General features: G+C 67.5%; 16 protein-coding genes. 7 read left to right on the top strand and 9 right to left on the bottom strand.

The genetic code is table 11. The features are described 5' to 3' along the window. The first annotated feature begins 9 nt into the window (after nt 1-9). The 4 genes from ureE to CF70_RS20340 all read left to right on the top strand — a co-directional run bounded on the left by ureE (nt 10) and on the right by CF70_RS20340 (nt 3,418). Complete coding sequence (ureE, locus tag CF70_RS20355; RefSeq protein WP_035868620.1) at nt 10-645, top strand: urease accessory protein UreE; 636 nt, start codon at nt 10-12, stop codon at nt 643-645. Between the two features lie 30 nt (nt 646-675). Continuing rightward, nucleotides 676-1,368, top strand: a complete 693-nt coding sequence (locus tag CF70_RS20350) for an urease accessory protein UreF (protein ID WP_035868801.1) — start codon at nt 676-678, stop codon at nt 1,366-1,368. 47 nt (nt 1,369-1,415) lie between these two features. Next, complete coding sequence (gene ureG / locus CF70_RS20345; protein ID WP_035868617.1) at nt 1,416-2,045, top strand: urease accessory protein UreG; 630 nt, start codon at nt 1,416-1,418, stop codon at nt 2,043-2,045. Nucleotides 2,046-2,398: 353 nt separating this feature from the next. Beyond that, the gene (locus CF70_RS20340) at nt 2,399-3,418 is read left to right on the top strand and encodes a threonine ammonia-lyase (protein WP_035868614.1); all 1,020 of its coding nucleotides are present in this window, start codon (nt 2,399-2,401) and stop codon (nt 3,416-3,418) included. 45 nt (nt 3,419-3,463) lie between these two features. On the opposite strand, the gene CF70_RS20335 is transcribed toward CF70_RS20340, so the two are convergent. Continuing rightward, a complete protein-coding gene (locus CF70_RS20335) occupies nt 3,464-3,850 on the bottom strand; it encodes a helix-turn-helix domain-containing protein (RefSeq protein WP_035868611.1) in 387 nt (128 codons plus the stop codon). Between the two features lie 468 nt (nt 3,851-4,318). On the opposite strand from CF70_RS20335, the gene CF70_RS20330 reads away from it, so the two are divergent. Then, nucleotides 4,319-5,152 (top strand): hypothetical protein, encoded by an 834-nt coding sequence (locus CF70_RS20330; RefSeq protein ID WP_035868609.1) that lies wholly within the window; start codon nt 4,319-4,321, stop codon nt 5,150-5,152. A 42-nt stretch (nt 5,153-5,194) separates the two neighbouring features. Here the strand turns inward: CF70_RS20330 and CF70_RS20325 are convergent, their stop codons facing one another. Together CF70_RS20325 and CF70_RS20320 are read right to left on the bottom strand one after the other, a co-directional pair. Beyond that, complete coding sequence (locus CF70_RS20325) at nt 5,195-5,887, bottom strand: glutathione binding-like protein (protein ID WP_035868606.1); 693 nt, start codon at nt 5,885-5,887, stop codon at nt 5,195-5,197. Nucleotides 5,888-6,046: 159 nt separating this feature from the next. After that, on the bottom strand, nt 6,047-7,309 hold the full coding sequence (locus CF70_RS20320; RefSeq protein ID WP_035868603.1) for an acyl-CoA dehydrogenase family protein: 1,263 nt from the start codon (nt 7,307-7,309) through the stop codon (nt 6,047-6,049). A gap of 193 nt (nt 7,310-7,502) precedes the next feature. Here CF70_RS20320 and CF70_RS20315 point away from each other — a divergent pair, with 193 nt between their 5' ends. Beyond that, a complete protein-coding gene (locus tag CF70_RS20315) occupies nt 7,503-8,438 on the top strand; it encodes a LysR family transcriptional regulator (protein ID WP_035868799.1) in 936 nt (311 codons plus the stop codon). 52 nt (nt 8,439-8,490) lie between these two features. Here the strand turns inward: CF70_RS20315 and CF70_RS20310 are convergent, their stop codons facing one another. From CF70_RS20310 to CF70_RS20300, 3 genes are all read right to left on the bottom strand, one after another. Beyond that, a complete protein-coding gene (locus tag CF70_RS20310) occupies nt 8,491-9,933 on the bottom strand; it encodes a hypothetical protein (RefSeq protein WP_035868598.1) in 1,443 nt (480 codons plus the stop codon). Then, nucleotides 9,930-10,550, bottom strand: coding sequence for an RNA polymerase sigma factor (locus CF70_RS20305; RefSeq protein WP_051648690.1), 621 nt, complete (start codon nt 10,548-10,550; stop codon nt 9,930-9,932). Before CF70_RS20305 ends, CF70_RS20310 begins: the two co-directional genes overlap by 4 nt. Before the next feature lie 92 nt (nt 10,551-10,642). Next, entirely contained in the window at nt 10,643-12,409 is a 1,767-nt protein-coding gene (locus CF70_RS20300; protein WP_035868595.1) for a vWA domain-containing protein, read from the bottom strand. Nucleotides 12,410-12,675: 266 nt separating this feature from the next. Between CF70_RS20300 and ggt the strand changes: the two genes are divergently transcribed. Next, entirely contained in the window at nt 12,676-14,538 is a 1,863-nt protein-coding gene (ggt, locus tag CF70_RS20295) for a gamma-glutamyltransferase (protein WP_035868592.1), read from the top strand. A gap of 99 nt (nt 14,539-14,637) precedes the next feature. Here the strand turns inward: ggt and CF70_RS20290 are convergent, their stop codons facing one another. From CF70_RS20290 to CF70_RS20280, 3 genes are all read right to left on the bottom strand, one after another. Then, entirely contained in the window at nt 14,638-15,651 is a 1,014-nt protein-coding gene (locus CF70_RS20290; RefSeq protein WP_035868589.1) for a Bug family tripartite tricarboxylate transporter substrate binding protein, read from the bottom strand. Between the two features lie 405 nt (nt 15,652-16,056). Beyond that, the gene (locus tag CF70_RS20285) at nt 16,057-17,133 is read right to left on the bottom strand and encodes a phosphotransferase (RefSeq protein WP_035868587.1); all 1,077 of its coding nucleotides are present in this window, start codon (nt 17,131-17,133) and stop codon (nt 16,057-16,059) included. A gap of 66 nt (nt 17,134-17,199) precedes the next feature. Further along, the gene (locus CF70_RS20280; RefSeq protein WP_035868584.1) at nt 17,200-17,934 is read right to left on the bottom strand and encodes a histidine phosphatase family protein; all 735 of its coding nucleotides are present in this window, start codon (nt 17,932-17,934) and stop codon (nt 17,200-17,202) included. Between the last annotated feature and the right edge of the window lie 27 nt (nt 17,935-17,961).

The raw sequence follows: 17,961 nt of genomic DNA, 5'->3' as shown, positions 1-17,961 counted from the left end.
AGGCCCCCTTTGCAAAAGATCGATAAACACCTCAGCACCCCGCACGGCATCGCCGCCGTGCTGGTGCGCCGCGCGCCCAAGCTGGTGCTGCCTTTCGCCGAGCGCAGCAAGAGCCGCCTGCGCGCCACCCTCGATAGCGGCGAGGAAGTCGCCTTGTTTCTGCCGCGTGGCACCGTGCTGCGCGGCGGCGATCTGCTGGTCACCGAGAGCGGTGTCTTCGTCGAGGTGCTCGCCGCGCCGGAGTCCGTGCTGCAGGTGGGCGCCAGTGATCCGCAGGCGCTGATGCGCGCGGCCTATCACCTGGGCAACCGGCACACGCCGGTGGAAGTGGGGCGCGACTACCTGCGGCTGGAGTACGACCCGGTGCTGGCGGACATGCTGGCACGGCTTGGCGTGCGGGCCGAACGCGCCGAGCTGCCGTTCGAGCCGGAAGCGGGCGCCTACGGCGGCGGGCACAAGCACGGTCACGATGCCACCTTCGCCGAGGACTACGCCGCGGCGCAGGCGGTGTTTCATGAGCATCACGGGCATGAGCATGAGCATGGGCATGACCACGGGCATGCGCACAGCCATGAACATGGTCATAAGCACGACCACGATCTTGCGCCGCATGTCCATGACGAGCATTGCGGGCACAAGCACTGACCTTCGGCGCGCAGTCGTTCCATGACCCAACTGACCCAACTCTCCCAACTCATCTCCCTGCTGCACCTGGCCTCCCCCGCGCTGCCGATCGGCGGCTTCAGCTATTCGCAAGGGCTGGAGGCGGCCATCGACTGCGGCATCGTGCGCGATGCCGGCAGCGCGGAGCAATGGGTGCGCAGCAACCTGCTGGATGTGCAGTCGCAGTGCGAAGCACCGGTGTGGCTGCTGCTTCATCGCCATTGGCGCACGCTGGACGCGACGCGCTTGGCGGAATGGAACAACTGGTTCCACGCCACGCGCGAGAGCGCGGAGCTGCGGCTGGAGACCGAGCAGATGGGCTGGTCGCTGGCCCGGCTGGTGGCGCAGATGGAGTGGGGCGATGCCGCGTTGCGCGCGCAGCTCGCGGTGCTGTCGCCGGTATGCCTGCCGACCGCCTTCGCCGCGGCTTGCGTGGCGCTGGACGTGGGCGAGCGCGACGGGCTGACGGCCTATTGCTTCAGCTGGGCCGAGAACCAGGTGTCCGCCGCCCTCAAGGCGGTGCCGCTGGGCCAGGTGGCGGGGCAGCACATCCTGCGCCGGCTGCATCCCGCGGTGCTCGCAACCGTCGACGAGGCGGTGCGCCGCGCCGATGCCGAGCCGCCAATGCTGTCTACTTTTTCCCCGATGCTGGGCCTGCTGTCCGCGCGGCACGAAACGCAATACTCCCGGCTGTTCCGTTCCTGAGCGGGCCACGGCGGCAACCAGACGATTACCAGGACAAGACTCTCATCATGACCCAGGCCCGTACCAAGAAGAATCCCCCGCTGCGCGTCGGCGTGGGCGGTCCCGTCGGTTCCGGCAAGACCACCTTGCTGGAGATGCTGTGCAAGGCCATGCGCGAGCGCTATGACCTGGTCGCCATCACCAACGATATCTACACCAAGGAAGACCAGCGGCTGCTCACCATCTCCGGCGCCTTGCCGGCCGAGCGCATTATGGGCGTGGAAACGGGCGGCTGCCCGCATACCGCGATCCGCGAAGATGCCTCGATCAACCTGGAGGCGGTCGACCGCATGCTGGCGAAGTTTCCCGATGCCGATATCGTCTTCATCGAGTCCGGCGGCGACAATCTTGCCGCCACCTTCAGCCCGGAGTTGTCGGACCTGACCATCTACGTGATCGACGTGGCCGGCGGCGAGAAGATCCCGCGCAAGGGCGGCCCCGGCATCACCAAGTCGGACCTGCTGGTGATCAACAAGACCGACCTGGCCCCCTATGTGGGCGCCAACCTGGACATCATGGAAAGCGATGCGCGCAAGATGCGCGGCGTACGCCCGTTCGTGATGGGCAGCGTGAAGTCGGGGCAGGGGCTGGACCAGGTGATCGCCTTTATCGAGCGCCAGGGCATGCTGGGCGTGTAACGCGCGGCCGCCGCAATCGCGTCTTCGACGACGGCGCGTACCGCATGTAAGCACGGCCCTGCTCCGTGTTTGCGGTGGCCAGCGCTTGTGGCATACTGGCCGGTCCATGACGTCGACATCGCCCGCCCCTTCTTCGCATTGCCGCGACACCGCTACCGGTGGCGCCGCTGCATGCGCGGGCGCCGGGCAGCCCACGTCCTGCCTGTCCTCCTCCTTCTCGTTCTCCATTATTCGAATTATCCGGGGTCGCTGAGCTGCGGCTTTGGCTGGTGCTCGGTGGCCCGTGGTCCCTCCCTTGCCGTGCACGGCCATGGGGCCTGCACGCGACCAACCGATTCGATGGAGAACACCCGATGTCCGATCTTTCCGACCTGCGCGCGCACGCCCGCTATCCCAGCCTGCCTGACATCCAGGAGACCGCGCGCCGGCTCCAGGGCAAGGTGCTGGAGACGCCCGTGTGGCGCTGGCAGACCGGCGCCATGCAGCAGCTCGATCCCGCCACCGAGGTATGGCTCAAGCTGGAACTGTTCCAGATCACCGGCACCTTCAAGCTGCGCGGCGCGCTCAACAGTATCGAGCGCATGGACGGCGCCACGCGCGCGCGTGGCGTGGTGGCGGCCAGTGCGGGTAACCATGCCATGGCGGTAGCCCATGCGGCAAAGGTGGCTGGCGTCGGCGCCAAGCTGGCGATGCCGGCCAGCGCCAGTCCGGCGCGCATAGCCGCCTGCCGCGAGGCCGGGGCCGAGGTGCTGTTGTTACCGGACGTACACGCGGCCTTCGACCGCGCGCTGCAACTGGTCGAGCAGGAGGGGCGCACCATGGTGCACCCGTACGACGGCCCGCTGATCGCACAGGGCACCGCAACCGTGGGGCTGGAACTGATGCGCCAGGTGAGCGGGCTGGATGCGGTGGTGGTGCCGGTGGGCGGCGGCGGGCTGTGCGGCGGCATCGCCGCGGCGGTCAAGCAGATCAATCCGGCCTGCCGGGTCTATGGCGCCGAGCCGGATGGCGCCGATGCCATGAACCGCAGCTTCGAGGCCGGGCGGCCGCAGGCCCTGGAGCGCGTCAGGACAATTGCCGACAGCCTGGGCGCGCCGTATGCGCTCGATTACAGCTACGGTGTGTGCCGTCAGTTTGTCGACGGCATGGTGCGGGTATCCGACGCGGCGATACGTGACGCCATGCGCATCCTCTACCGCGACATGAAGCTGGCCACGGAGCCGGCTACGGCGGTGTCTACCGCGGCGTTGCTGGGGCCGCTGCGCGAAACCCTGGCGGGGAAGCGGGTGGCGCTGATCGTGTGCGGGGCCAACCTCGACGCGGCACGCTTTGCCGAACTGCTGGCAGTGGATGCGCCGGCCGCCGCCTGCTGAGCCTGGCTGCCGTGCGCGGCCCGGGGCGCTCAGGGCGCCGGGCCGCTAGGTCTGCTGCATAGCCCGGACGGCGATTGTGCGCGCCACCGATGCGATCACATCCTGCTCGGAGTCGGTCATCAGTGCCATATGGCGCACGGTGACACGTTGCGCCGGCGTGATATTGAACTCGGCGCACTTCTGCTCCAGCACGAGGGCGCCGCTCTGGCCCTCACCGCTGCTGAAGTTGAGCATTTCGCTGGCGCTTACGCCGAGCGTGCCTGCCAGCGCGCAGATATTGATCAGGGAAACGTTGCGCATCCCGCGCTCGATACCGCTCAGGTAGGAGCGCGCCATTCCGCTTTCGAGAGCAAGCTTCTCCTGCGACCAGCCACGCTGTTTGCGCAACTCCGCAAGGTGCAGTCCAAACAGCTTGAGAGGATCACCGACCATGGCTCTATGCGTAATGGAGAACGGATCGAGGCTAAGTTATTGACCTCTTTGTGGCGACGCTTTATAGTAGGACGCACTATAGGTTACTGGGCGCGACACTTGGCGTGCCGGCATGGTCGATGGGCTGGAACGTGCGGTTTCGCCCTTCGTTTGAAGATGTTCCGGCTGTTTTTTGTCGCGGTTGCCATTGGCGAAAGCGTTGGCCCCTGCTGCAGGCGGCATGCGTCCGGAAAACCTCTGGATGATGCCCGCGAGTGCTCGGTAAAAGCTTTTCCGAGTGTTACGAACGCAGCCGGGCACCTGTGCGAGCCGATACCGGGCGGCAAGGCAGCGGCAAGACCAGAAAACCAGAAACCCAGAAAACCAAGAAACCAGGCAACCAAAGCCTGGGGCATCAGGACATCGGGGACTCCAACCCACGGGGAAGCGCGGCGCTGCATTTTTCCACTACGCGGAGAAGGAAGTGCCATGCGTATTTTTTCGTTGTTCGACGCGCAGATGCGCGGCGAAATACTGACGGGCGGAAGCGCTTCGCAGTTGCGCGTCGGTCTGCAGGTGAGGGTGGTGCCGGAGGCCGCCGGGCTGGGCAGCAGCGGCGACTACATCTTCCTGCCGGAGGGCGCGATGCAGTCAGGCATCGTCGCCGCCCGTGCCGAGTGGTGGGCCTGCCTGTACGGCACCATCAAGCTGACGCCGGTGGGCGGCGCCCCCGTGCTGTTGTCAGCCGGCGGCTTGTACGCGCTGCGTCAGGCCGAGCGACTGGACCTGGCGGTGCTGCAGGATGCCGTCATGATCCGCGCCATCCTGGATCCCAATGCCGTCGGGCTGGTGGGGGCGGGTATCACCAGCAGCTACGATGCGTTTGCCACGGGCCAGGCGGAGCGCTGGCGGGCTACGCCCGGCGCCGAGACGATCGAGGTGAGCGGCGCGTCGGTGCGCTCGGGACGCTTCGCGCCAGGGATGGCCGAAGGCCAGTCGCGTTCCGCGCCTGGCGTGTTGCGGGTCAACGCGGCCTTTGTCTCGCTGGGGGAGGGCGAGCCGGAATGGGCGATGCGCCTGCGCGCGGTCGGGCTGAACTGGGCGGCCTGCCATGAGGGGACGCTGTGCCTGCAGTGGCATTCGCCCTGGCCGCATGCCGAGCGCGAGGTGGCCTACCTGCAGCCCGGCATGGTCTTCGCGCCGGATCCCGATGAAGCGTACCGGATCGATGCGCTCCATCCCGTGGCGAGCCTGCTGTGCTGCCTGCAGGCGCCGGCACATGTGGTGGGCGAGTCCGCAATGCGGTCCGTCTGTCTGCATTGACGCCCCGCGTGCGCGGTCCCCTGGGCCGCTTCCGGCGGATGCTCAGCGGCGCTGGTATTGCGTGGCGCCGAAGAGGACTTCCCGCGCCTTCTCATCGCGGATGGGTTTGCGCTCCATGGCCAGTACTTCCACCCCGCGCTTGACCGCCGGGCGCTCGGCGATTTCGTTGAACCAGCGCTTGAGGTGCGGGTAGTCGTCCATTTCCACGCCCTGGTTCTGCCAGCTGCGCAGCCAGGGGAAGGTGGCGATGTCGGCCACGGAGTACGCATCGCCCGCCAGCCAGGCATGCTCCGACAATTGCTTGTCGATGACGCCATAGAGCCGGCGGGCCTCGTTGGTGTAGCGATTGATGGCGTATTCGATCTTCTCGGGCGCGTACATGCGGAAATGGTGCGCCTGGCCCAGCATCGGGCCCACGCCGCCCATCTGGAACATCAGCCATTGCAGCGCTTCGTACTTGCCGCGCACATCTTCGGGCAGGAACTTGCCGGTCTTGCCGGCCAGGTACAGCAGGATGGCGCCCGACTCGAACAGCGAGATGGGCTGGCCGTCGGGACCGTCGGGATCAACGATGGCCGGGATCTTGTTGTTCGGGCTGATCTTGAGGAAGTCGGCCTCGAACTGGTCGCCGGCGCCGATATTGATGGGGTGGACCTTGTACTCGAGGCCGCACTCCTCGAGCATGATGTGAACCTTGTGGCCGTTGGGCGTAGGCCAGCTGTAGACGTCGATCATCGGATGGGGCTCCTGGCTGCGAAGGGGGGTGACCGCCACGTCAACCACTGACGTGGCACGTGGTGACCCGCGCGATTTAAGCACAGAAGAAAAAAACGCGCAGACAGGCTGCGCGTTTTCCATGTTGCCGGCAGGGCCGGCAACGGTACGGGTTGCGGCTTAGAAACCGCGCGTGACCGGCATGTTGATTTCGTCCGAACTCACACCCATGTGCTTGGCCAGTTCCAGCTTGGCGATGGCATTGCGGTGCACCTCGTCCGGGCCGTCGGCCAGGCGCAGGGTACGCTGGTGCGCCCACCACGTCGCCAGCGGGAAATCGTCCGAGACACCGGCGGCGCCGTGCACCTGGATGGCCCAGTCGATCACCTTCAGCGCCATGTTCGGCGCCACTACCTTGATCATGGCGATCTCGGCCTTGGCCACCTTGTTGCCCGCGGTGTCCATCATGTAGGCGGCCTTGAGCGTCAGCAGGCGAGCCATTTCGATCTCGCAGCGGGCTTCGGCGATGCGCTCGCGCGTCACGCCCTGGGCGGCCACCGGCTTGCCGAAGGCGACGCGCGACAGGGCGCGCTTGCACAGCAGTTCCAGCGCACGCTCGGCCACGCCGATGCTGCGCATGCAGTGGTGGATGCGGCCCGGGCCGAGACGGCCCTGGGCGATCTCGAAACCGCGGCCTTCGCCCAGCAGGATGTTGGCGGCCGGCACGCGCACGTCCTTCAGTTCGATTTCCATGTGGCCGTGCGGCGCGTCGTCGTAGCCGAACACCGGCAGGAAGCGCTTGATGGTGATGCCCGGCGTATCGGCCGGCACCACGATCATCGATTGCTGCTCATGGCGGCCCGCCTCCGGATCGGTCTTGCCCATCACAATGTAGACGTGGCAGCGGGGGTCGCCTGCGCCCGACGACCACCACTTGGTGCCGTTGATCACGTAATCGTCGCCGTCGCGGCGGATGCTGCAGCAGATATTGGTCGCGTCCGACGAGGCCACGGCCGGCTCGGTCATCAGGAAGGCCGAGCGGATCTCGCCGCGCAGCAGCGGTTCCAGCCACTTGTCCTTGAGTGCCTCCGAAGCGTAGCGCTCCAGCGTTTCCATGTTGCCGGTGTCGGGCGCGGCGCAGTTGAAGACTTCGGCCGACCAGGGCACCCGGCCCATGATTTCGCACAGCGGCGCGTATTCGAGATTGGACAGGCCTTCCGGGGCGCGCTTGGAGTGGGGCAGGAACAGGTTCCACAGGCCGGCTTCGCGGGCCAGCGGCTTGAGTTCCTCGATCACCTTGGTCGGCACCCAGGCGTTGCCGGCCTGGCGGTTGGCCTGGATCTCCGCGTAGAAGCGCTTTTCGTTCGGATAGATGTGCTTGTCGAAGAAGGCCAGCAGGCGGGCCTGCATTTCCTTGACCTTGGGCGTGTACTCGAATTGCATGTTGTCTCCTCCACCTCAGAATGAGGCCGGTTTCCGGTGGGGCCGCAGCGGGTTGCTGCGCGCCGTTTCCGGCACCGGCGGACGCGGTTCGCGCCGACTGAGGAGGACTGTACCGTAATCCAGGTAATTAGAAAAATGAATTTTCTGGATTTGCCAGTATCAACGCGGTGCATTCCATGCCAGAATGGCTGCCATGCAGCTATCCCGGATCGACCTGAATCTCTTCGTGGTGTTCGACGCTATCTATAGCGAAGGCAGCATCACGGCCGCCGCGCGCCAGCTTAACCTGACCCAGCCCGCGGTCAGCCATGCGCTGGGGCGCTTGCGCAACCTGTTCGACGATCCGCTGTTCGAGCGGCGCGGGCAGGGCATGGCGCCCACGCCGCTGGCGCGCTCGCTGGCCGCCGAGGTGCGCACCGCGCTGCAATCGTTCGCGCGTACCCTGCAAGATACGCCGCATTTCGATCCGGCGGCCACCGTGCGGCGATTCACCATCGGCATGCGCGATGCATTGGAGTCGACCCTGCTGCCGCCTCTGATGGCGCGGGTGACCGCAGTCGCGCCGCAGGTGGAAATCGCGGCGATCCGCTTCGACCGGCGCGAGATGGAGTCCGAACTGCTGGCCGGCACGCTCGACGCCGCCATCGATATCCTGCTGCCGGTGTCGCCCGCGATCCACCACGCGCCCTTCATGGCCGACCCGATGGTGGTGCTGGCCCGCCGCGATCATCCGCTGGTGAAGAAGGAACTGACGCTGGACCGCTACCTGGCCGCCGAGCACGTGCATGTGTCTTCGCGCCGGCGTGGTGCCGGCCTGGAGGACCAGGCGCTGCACCGGATGGGATTGACGCGCCGGGTGCGGCTGCGCTGCCAGCACTACGCCGCGGCTTGCCGCGTGGTGAGTTGCACCGACCTGCTGGCCACGCTGCCGCTGCGCTACGCGCGCATCGCCAACGAACCCTATGCCAACCGGCTGCTGTCGCTGCCCTTCAAGGTGCCCTCACTGGAGTTGCACCTTTACTGGCACGCGGGCGGCGAGAACGATGGGGCCAATCGCTGGCTGAGAGAACAGTTGATGGCCGTGATCACCTCGCTGGGCGGTGGCCTTGGCGAGGCGGCGCAGGCCTGACTCCCTTTGCTGAAGGTGGCAGGTGGCGTGGCCCGCCGCGCGGCGTTGCCCGTCAAGGCGCGTTATCGGTCTGCCGCTCGATGCGCACGGTGGCTGGGGGCAGCGTGCTGTCAGCCTGTACCGCGTAAGGCAGCGGCGGGCGGCGTTCGGCCGGCACGGCTTGCCATAGCCGTTCGACCCAGGCCCGGACCTCTGGGCTTGCGGGTGCCGCCGCTGTGATGCGCAGCGCAAGCGGCGCGCCGGCGGCCGATCCGGTGCCTGGCGCATCCGACATCAGGCGCTCTACTGCCAACTGAGGTTCTTCCCGCAGGCTCATCGTCCATGCCGCCAGTTTTTGTCCCCTGGCCGCAGGTGCGCGCGCCGTCTCGGCCTGCGGTGCCGGGCTGGCTCGCAGCGCAAAGCGCGGTGGTTCGATGGCGGGAGCCGGCGCCGGCGGCGCGATAGGCGCGACCGGGGCCGGAGGCGCGACGGACGCCATCGGCGGCATGGGTGCCATCGATGCCATCGGTGCCGGCGCTCGAATCACCGGCGCGGCAGCAGGTGGCGCCCCGGCGGAAAGCGAGCCTGCCGCGGCGGGCGCGCTTTCCCTGGCAGCAGCCGGGCGGTGTTCCGCCAGCATGTCGGACTCGCGCGGAGCGGCCCCGGCCTGCGCCTCGGCAGCGGGTGCGCGACTGGGCTGTGCGTTGGCCGTTGCGGCCGGGCTGGCTGCTGGCGCCTGGGCTGCCGATGGCCCGGGTGCGGCTGCCGGGGCTGGTGGCGCCTTGGCATCCGCCTGTGGCGATGCAGGCTGCCTGGCGGACGCGGCTTGCGCTGGTGCCGCTGCCGGCTTGCCTGCCTCGGCGTGCATTGCCGGCGCGGCAGGCGCACGCTTTGCGCTTTCCGTCGCGGGCGCTTTGGCCGGCAGCGTGATTCCGCCGTCGCGCAGGTCAAGCTGGCGCAACACGATCTGCAGCGACAAGACACCCACGCCGAGGGCGCCGGCGAGCACGCCCAGCGCGGGCCACCAGCGCCGGGTACGGCGTGCGCGCTCCGGCTTGGCCGCCGCCTGTTCGCCGGAAGCCTGTTGCGCGGCCTGTGCCTGTTCGCGCAGCCAGGCCTGTGCCGCAGCGCTAACCGGCGCGCCAAGCACGCTCTGCGGCGCGTCGCCGCGCCGGACCTCCTCCAGTACGGCGCCGCGGCGGGCGGCCTGTGCTACCTGCAGCCGCGCGGCTTCCGCCATGACCGATGCCTCCAGCCCGGCTGGCGGCGCAAACGCCAGTTCGTCATCGACGGCGGGGTTGTCGGCTTGCTCGGCGTAGGCCCGGACCCTGGCCGGCAAAGCGGCGCGCGGCGATGGCGCAGCCGCTTGCCGGGCCATCTGCCGGGCCGCTTGCTCGGCACGTGCGGCGGCCATCACCGCAGCCTCCAGCGAGGCTGGCGGCACGAAGGCGGGCACCTCGCGCAGCAGTGCCGCGAGCCGGTCTTCGCCGGCAATGAATCGTTCGTCCGCGCTCATGGCAGCCGCTCCTGCGACGCCGTGGCCGCCAGGCTATCGCGCAGCCGCGCGAAGGCATAGCGCAGCCGGCTCTTGATGGTCTCGAACTTCTCGCCCAGCGTCAGGGCGATTTCCTCGACGCTCATCTCGCTGAAAAAGCGCAGCACGATCACTTCGCGCTGCGCCGCCGGCAGCGCCAGCAACGCTTGCCGCACGCCTTGCAGGTTCTGCCGCAGCTGTGCCTCGGCCTCGGGGCTCAGGTCGTCGGACGGCAGGGCGAGGTGGCCCTCGTCGAGCGTGTCGCGCTGGCGCTCGTAGGCGCCGCGCAACTGGTCCAGCCAGGTATTGCGCGCGATCTGGAACAGGAAGGTGCGCAGGGCCGCGCTGGGCTGGTAATCGCCGCAGCGGGTCATCAGCTTGACCCAGGTCTTCTGCGTCACGTCCTCGGCCTCGCCGGCATTGCCCTGGCAGAGCCAGGCCACATAGTTGTATAGCGCCGCGTTGTGGCGGCGAAACAGCTCGGCCACCGGCTGCTCGATCAGGCCGTTGGCGACCAGCAGCATCAGGTCGGTGTCAGGCAGCGCGGACAGTCCGGAGGGTGGGGTGGGCGGCGGGGCGCCAGGCGTGGAGGCATGCATGCGCGGCAGTATATGACAGCCCCGCCCGCTATCGTGCGGGCCGGGATGTCCGTGCCGGGCGGCGCGCGCGGGCAGCCCGGCCGATGGCGGCTTCAGCGTGGCTGCCCCCTGGCAGGCCCGTCGTCCTGCGCCAGCGGCGCGCTCGTCGACAAGGACTGGGCCAGGTCGATCAGCTTGATAAACTCGCCGCGATAGCCGAAGCGGTCGGTGCCGCGCGCGCCCAGCGCCAGGGCCCGCGCGTCGGCGTAGGTCCAGCCGCCGACATGGTTGCCGCCGCGCAGCACCTGGCCAAAGCCCGCTACCGCCGTGGCAAAGCGGAAGGCATCGTCGGCCTGCGCCAGCGGCCGCACCGAAGCGGCCTGCACGGGCAGGTCCATCAACTCGCTGGCCTGGGCCTGCGGCAGCTTGTAGCGCAGCTTGATGTGGGCCAGTTCGCCGGCGGCGCCCTTGCCCGGCCTGGCGGTGGGGCTGGCCGGCTGGTAGCGCAGCGGGTCAAGCAGGCCGGGCTGGTCCGTCAGGGTCAGCTCATAGAGCGCGGTCACGGTGTGCCCGGCGCCGATGTCGCCCGCATCGACCTTGTCGTTGTTGAAATCCTCGCGCTTGAGCGCACGGTTCTCGTAGCCGATCAGGCGGTATTCCCTGACCGTGGCGGGGTTGAATTCGACCTGGATCTTGACGTCGCGCGCCACCGTGGCGAGCGTGGAACTGAACTCCTCCACCAGCACCTTCTGGCCTTCCATCAGGTTGTCGATATAGGAGTAGGCGCCGTCGCCCGCATCGGCGAGCTGCTCCATCAGCTGGTCGTTGTAGTTGCCGGTGCCAAAGCCCAGCGTGGACAGCGAGACGCCCGACTTGCGCTTCTCGGCGACCAGCGACTTGAGTTGGCGGAAGTCGGTAATGCCCACGTTGAAATCGCCGTCGGTGGCGAGCAGTACGCGATTGATGCCACCCGCCATAAAGCTCTGCTGCGCGGCCTGGTAGGCCAGCGCGATGCCGCTCGCGCCGGCGGTCGAGCCGCCCGCGACCAGTGAGTCGATCGCCGCCGCGATGACGGCCTTGTCGCTGCCGGGCGTGGGCGGCAGGACGACGCGCGTGCCGCTGGCGTAAGTGACCAGGGTGATGCGGTCCTGCGGGCGCAGGACATTCGTCAGCAGCTTGAGCGAGGATTTCAGCAGTGGCAGCTTGTCGGCCGAGTACATCGAGCCCGACACATCGACCAGGAAGACCAGGTTGGCCGCCGGCAGGCTGTCGCGGGCCGCGTCGGCCGCCTTGATGCCGATGCGCAGCAGCACGTTGTGCGCGTGCCACGGCGCGGGTGCGGCGTCGGCGTGCACGGCGAAGGGACGGCCATCGCGCGGTTGCGCGTAGTCGTAGGGGAAATAGTTGACCATCTCCTCGACTCGCACCGCATCGGCCGGCGGCAAGCGGCCGGCGTTGAGCAGGCGGCGCACATTGCTGTAGCTGCCGGAGTCGACATCGATGCTGAAGGTGGAAACGGGCGCCTGCGCGACCAGTTGCACGCCGTTCTCGTCGATGGCGCCATAGCGCTCGCGATCCGGCTCGGCCTGGGGCTGTGGGTAGGGCATGGGGCGGGCCATCAGGGTCAGGGGCGCCGGCGGCTGGGCGCGCATGGCGCGCGCATCGGCGACGGCTCCGGCGGCTGTCTCCCTGGCGTGCGTGGCGGCGTCGGTCTTGCTCGCCGGTACGGACTGGGCGGGCATGGATGGTGGCGAGACCGGCTGGTTCGCGGCCGGCTCGGCATTGCCGCCTCGCGTGGGCGAGGTCGGGTCGGTCGCGGAATGGCCGCCGCATGCAGCCAGTACAACGGCAGTGGCCAGGACTCCCAGGCGCTTGAGCATTTCTTTTTCTCCTGAAGGGCCGCGCCGGCGATGCCGGCGGCAGGGCGCTGTCAGTGAAACGAAGCAGACGGGCTGGTGGGGTCAAGTCGGATGGAAAAAGATCAAAAGGAGGCGGCGAGCGCGGTTCGCGCCATGCGGCACAGGCCGGCCCACGTTTGCCTGGCATGGTCCATTGGTGCTGTCCCGGAGGTGTGCATCAAGGGTGCCGCAGTAGCGCTCGCACGCCATACAATGGCTTTTTTTCCGCCCCCCAGGAGGACGATCGCATGGCATCCCAGGCATATTCATCGGCGCTATGGCGCGGCCCGCTCGCCGCCGCCGCGGCGCTTGCGCTGCTAGGCGCCTGCTCGACGCAGACCAGCGCGCCTCCCGTGGCCGCGGCGCCAGCCGCCACGGTGATGCCGCCAGCACCGGAAGTGTCGTCCGGCTACCGGCAGGGCATGACCACCACCTATGCCGACAAGCATATGGCCGCGGCCGCCAATCCCTTGGCTACCGAAGCCGGCCGCAAGATCCTGCGCGCGGGCGGTACCGCGATCGATGCCGCGATCGCCATGCAGGCCGTGCTGACGCTGGTGGAGCCGCAGGCCACCGGCATCGGCGGCGGCGCTTTCATCATGTACTGGGACGGCAAGCGCGTGCAGGCCTATGACGGCCGCGAGACCGCGCCCGCCGGCGCCGACGAGAAGCTCTTCCTGCGCCCCGATGGCAAGCCCATGAGCTTCAGCGAAGGGCAGATCGGCGGCCGCTCGGTGGGTACGCCTGGCGTGTTGCGCGCACTGGAAATGGCGCATCGCCAGCACGGCAAGCTGCCCTGGGCCAAGCTGTTCGAGCCGGCTATCGCGCTGGCGGAGCAGGGCTTCCCGATTTCGCAGCGCCTCTATACGCAGATCGCCGCGGACAAATTCCTGCCGAATTCGCCCGAGATGGCGGCCTACTTCCTGACGCCCGACGGCAAGGCCAAGCCGGTCGGCACCCTGTTGAAGAATCCGGCGTTGGCCAAGACCCTGCGCGACATTGCCCGCCGCGGGCCGAATGCGCTCTATACCGGCCCCATCGCCAGCGAAATCGTCAGGCAGGTCAACGGCAGCGCCAACGCCGGTTCGCTGTCGCTGGCGGATCTGAGGGATTACAGCGCCAAGGAGCGCGCACCCATCTGCAGCGACTACAAGCGCTGGAAGATCTGCGGCATGCCGCCGCCGTCGTCGGGCGGCATCGCGATCGCGCAGATGCTCGGGACCTTGCAGGCGCTGGAGGCGAAAGACCCGAAATACGCGCTCGCCGCGATGAAGCCCAAGCAGGCAAGCACGCGTGCCGGTGTCGAGCCCGGTATCGAAGCGGTGCATCTGCTTTCCGAAGCCGGACGCCTGGCCTATGCCGACCGCGGCCTCTATGTGGCGGACTCGGATTTCGTGCCGGTCAACGTTGCGGGGCTGCTGAATCGTGACTACCTGGCGCAACGCGCGAGCCTGATCGGCGAGGAGAGCATGGACAAGGCGGAGGCTGGCACGCCGCCTGGAAACACGCTGGCGCTGGCACCGGACCGTTCGCCGCCGCGCGTGTCCACTTCGCAGATCGTTGCCGTTGACAATACCGGCGGTGCGATTTCCATGACCACCACCGTGGAGAGCTATTTCGGTTCGCACCTGATGGTGCGCGGCTTCATGCTCAATAACCAGCTTACCGACTTCTCCTTCGTGCCGAGCGAGAACGGCAAGCCGGTCGCCAACCGGGTGCAGGCCGGCAAGCGCCCGCGCTCGTCGATGGCGCCGACGCTGGTGTTCGACCGCGAGACCGGCAAGCTGGTCGCCACGGTGGGCTCGCCGGGCGGTTCGCAGATCATCGAGTACGTATCCAAGACGCTGGTGGGCCTGCTGGACTGGAACATGGACGTGCAGGCGGCCATCAACATGCCCAACTTCGGCAGCCGCAACGGGCCAACGGAACTGGAAGTCGGACTGGTCAGCCCGGCCCTGGTGCAAGGCCTGAAAGACCGTGGGCATGAAGTGGCGCAGATCGAGATGACCAGCGGCACGCAGGCCATCATGCGCCGCCAGCGTCCCGACGGCACGTGGGCCTGGGCCGGCGGCGCCGACCCGCGTCGCGAAGGGGTTGCGCTGGGCGACTAGGCGATTCACCGGGTCGGCATGGAGCGTGCTCTGCCGGCGCTCCCGCAAGAAAATGGCCGACTTCCGAGTCGGCCATTTTTTGTCCGGCGCGCGGCTGGCTTAGTCGAGTCGCACGTCAGCCTGTTTCACCACCGCCGCCCAGCGCGCACGCTCGCCGACGAAGAACTTATTCGTTTCCGGCGGCGTCATGGTCACCACTTCGGCACCCTGGCCAGCCAGTTGCGCGCGCACTTCGGGCAGGCGGATGATGCGGATCAGTTCGCTGCTGATGCGCGCCACCAGGGCGTCGGGCATGCCGGCCGGCGCCATCACGCCTTGCCAGGTGCCTGATTCGAAGCCGGGCACGCCTTGCTCGGCGATGGTCGGCACTTGTCCCATCAGCGGCATGCGCGTCTTCTTGGATATCGCGATCACCTTCAGCTTGCCCGCCTGGACCTGCGGCAGCGTTGCCAACATGCCGTTCATCAGCACCTGGGCGGTGCCCGCCACAGTGTCGGCCACGGCCTGGGAGCCTCCCTTGTAGGGCACGTATTGCCACTTGGCGCCGGTCGACTGCGCCACCGCCACGCCAGCCAGGTGCGGCGCGCTGCCGATGGCCGTCACCGCGAAGTTGAGCTGAGTGCGCTTGGAGAGGTCCACCAGTTCCTTCAGGTTGCTGACCTGCACCGAGGGGTGGACTACCAGCAAATGCGGCGAGTAAGCCAGCATGGCGACGCCCTTCAGGTCCTTGCCCGGATCGAAGGAGAGCTTGGTGTAGACGGACGGGCTGATGGCCAGCGCGCCGATATCGCAGAGCAGCAGGGTGTGGTTGTCGGTGCCGGCCTGCGCGACCATCGCGGCGCCGATATTGCCGTTGGCGCCGGGACGGTTGTCGACCACGACGGGTTGGCCGAGCGCTTCGCCCAACTGGCGGCTGATCAGGCGGGCGATGATGTCGGAGGAGCCGCCGGCGGAATAGGGGACTACCAGCTTGATCGGGCGGGTGGGCCAGTCGGTGGCGGCCTGCGCGGCGCGGGGGGCGATCAGGGCGCCGGCGGCGCCGAGGCTGCCCAGGGTGGCTGTCGCGCCAAGCGTGGAGAGTCGGGAAAGAAAGGTGCGGCGGGTCGTCGGCATCTTGTTGTCTCCGGATTTATATTGTGTTGTATGTTGTCGTATGTGTTGGATAATAGCTCGAAGTCTTGGGTGGGTCCAGGGCATTCTTGTGGAAGGGTTTTTGCGCGTTGACGCTAAAGGCCTTAAGCGCAACTTCATTGCCAAGACCGATCTTCCTGGCAGCTGAAATATGGATGACGGTGACTGGTTTTCTCCCTTCCGCCGCTTGCGGGAGAAGGACCGGGGGCGAGGGCGGGCGTTCGCAATGCTGCTTGCCATCCGTTCGCCGGCACCCATTGCAGCCCCGCGAGTTAAATCGAAAATGGCCTCATCACATCATCTGATACGATAACCAGGGCTTAAAAAAAAGACCTCTTCAGCAAGCGAAGAGGTCTTCCCGTTCAAGCCGTGCGCAGCAATGAGCGCTTATTGCTTCGCCATCTTTGCATACTCCCACCCCATTTCCGCCATGGGCCGGGCCCGTTTCCCCGCATCCAGGGCCTGCGCCGACGAAGCCGTCCCGTCGACCACGCGCTTCATGATCCCCTGCAGGATCCCCGCGATCCGGAACATGCTGAACGCCAGGTAGAAATTCCAGTCGCCCGTGATCGGCCGGCCGGTGCGCTGCTCGTAAGTCCTGCGGTAAGCCGCCTCGTCGGGAATGCCGAGCCCTGCGTGGTCCAGCCCGGCAATGCCGCGGAACTGGCCCGGCGCGATATGCCAGCTCATGCAGTGATAGCCGAAGTCGGCCATCGGATGCCCCAGCGTGGAGAGTTCCCAGTCGAGCACCGCCAGCACGCGCGGCTCGGTGGGATGGAACATCAGGTTGTCCAGCCGGTAGTCGCCATGCACGATCGAAGTGAGATCGGCGTCTTCCTGCGGAATATGATCAGGCAGCCAGGCCATCAGCGAGTCCATGGCGGGGATGCTCTCGGTCTCGGACAGCTTGTATTGTTTGGTCCAGCGCTCGATCTGGCGCGAGAAGTAGTTGCCCGGCTTGCCGTAGTCGCCCAGGCCGATGGCCTTGTAGTCGACCGTGTGCAGCGCGGCGATGACACGATTCATCTCGTCGTAGATGGCGCCACGCTCGGCCGGCGTCATGTCGGGCAGGGACTGGTCCCACAGCACGCGGCCGGCGACGAATTCCATGATGTAGAAGGCGCGGCCGATCACGGCTTCGTCCTCGCATAGCGCGTACATCCTGGCGACCGGCACGTCGGTGCCTGCCAGCGCGGCCATCACGCGGTACTCGCGTTCGATGGCATGGGCCGAGGGCAGCAGCTTGGACTTGGGGCCGGGCTTGGCGCGCATCACATAGGTCTGGCCCGGCGTGATCAGCTTGAAGGTAGGGTTGGACTGGCCGCCCTTGAACTGCTCGATGGTGAGCGGGCCGGCAAAACCCGCCACATGCTCGCGCATCCACACCTCCAGCGCGGCCATGTCGAAGCGTTGCTGCTCGGCTACCTCGCGGGTGCCTTCGAAGTTCGAAACGTTGGTGCTCATGCTGTCTCCGTTTTTTCGGTATGTTCCGGGTTTTCCGAGATTCGAAACTGTCTGGCTGCGGCGTGGCTAGCTGGCCGGCCCCCGCAGGTCGCGAAAGCGCAGGTACTGGTGCAGCAGCACTTCCATGGTGGTATGGCGTGTGCCGCTGTGCACCGGCGTGGGCGGCGAGTAGTTCATCATGCGCACCACCCAGTCCAGCGGATCATCGCCCACGTCCAGCACGTTGATGCAGCCGGCGGTTTGCATCAGGCTGCCGTAGAACACGCGGCGGCCGCAGGTGATGGCGTGGGACAGGATGGCGCGATTGGTGCCGCCATGCAGGACGAGCAGGACGGTGTCCCAGTTGGGATCCTCGCGCAGGTGGCGCACCGCGGGCAGCACGCGGTCAAGGAATTCGCCGACGCTTTCGCCGTCGAGAAAGCGCTTGTCTTCCCGCACTTCGCCTTCGAAGGCGCCGATAAAGGCATCGCGCAGCTTGTCGTCGCTGATGCCCTGCAGCTTGCCGCCACGGATCTCCTGCAGCTCGGGCCAGGTTTCCAGCGTGGCGTCTTCCGTCCCGGGCAGTTCGGCCAGTACGCGTTCGGCGGTTTCCACCGTGCGCGGCAGCCCGCTGACGATGATGCGGTCGAAGCGGATGTTCTCCGCGGCAAAGGCGCGGCCGGCGGCGCTGGCCTGCGCCCGGCCGGTTTCGTTGAGCGGGACCAGCTCGGGCAGCGCCGGCCGGCCGGTCGCGTCGAAGTAGGTCACGGCGCCGTGGCGCATCAGGTAGACGCGGCGGCGGGGCGAGGGCGGCAATTCCATGCAAGTCTCCGGTGCTTGGCCGATGCG

The sequence above is a fragment of the Cupriavidus sp. SK-3 genome, from assembly GCF_000611145.1.
GTDB lineage: Bacteria > Pseudomonadota > Gammaproteobacteria > Burkholderiales > Burkholderiaceae > Cupriavidus.
Note: the sequence above shows the minus strand (reverse complement) of the source record. Positions and strands in the feature narration are given on the sequence as shown.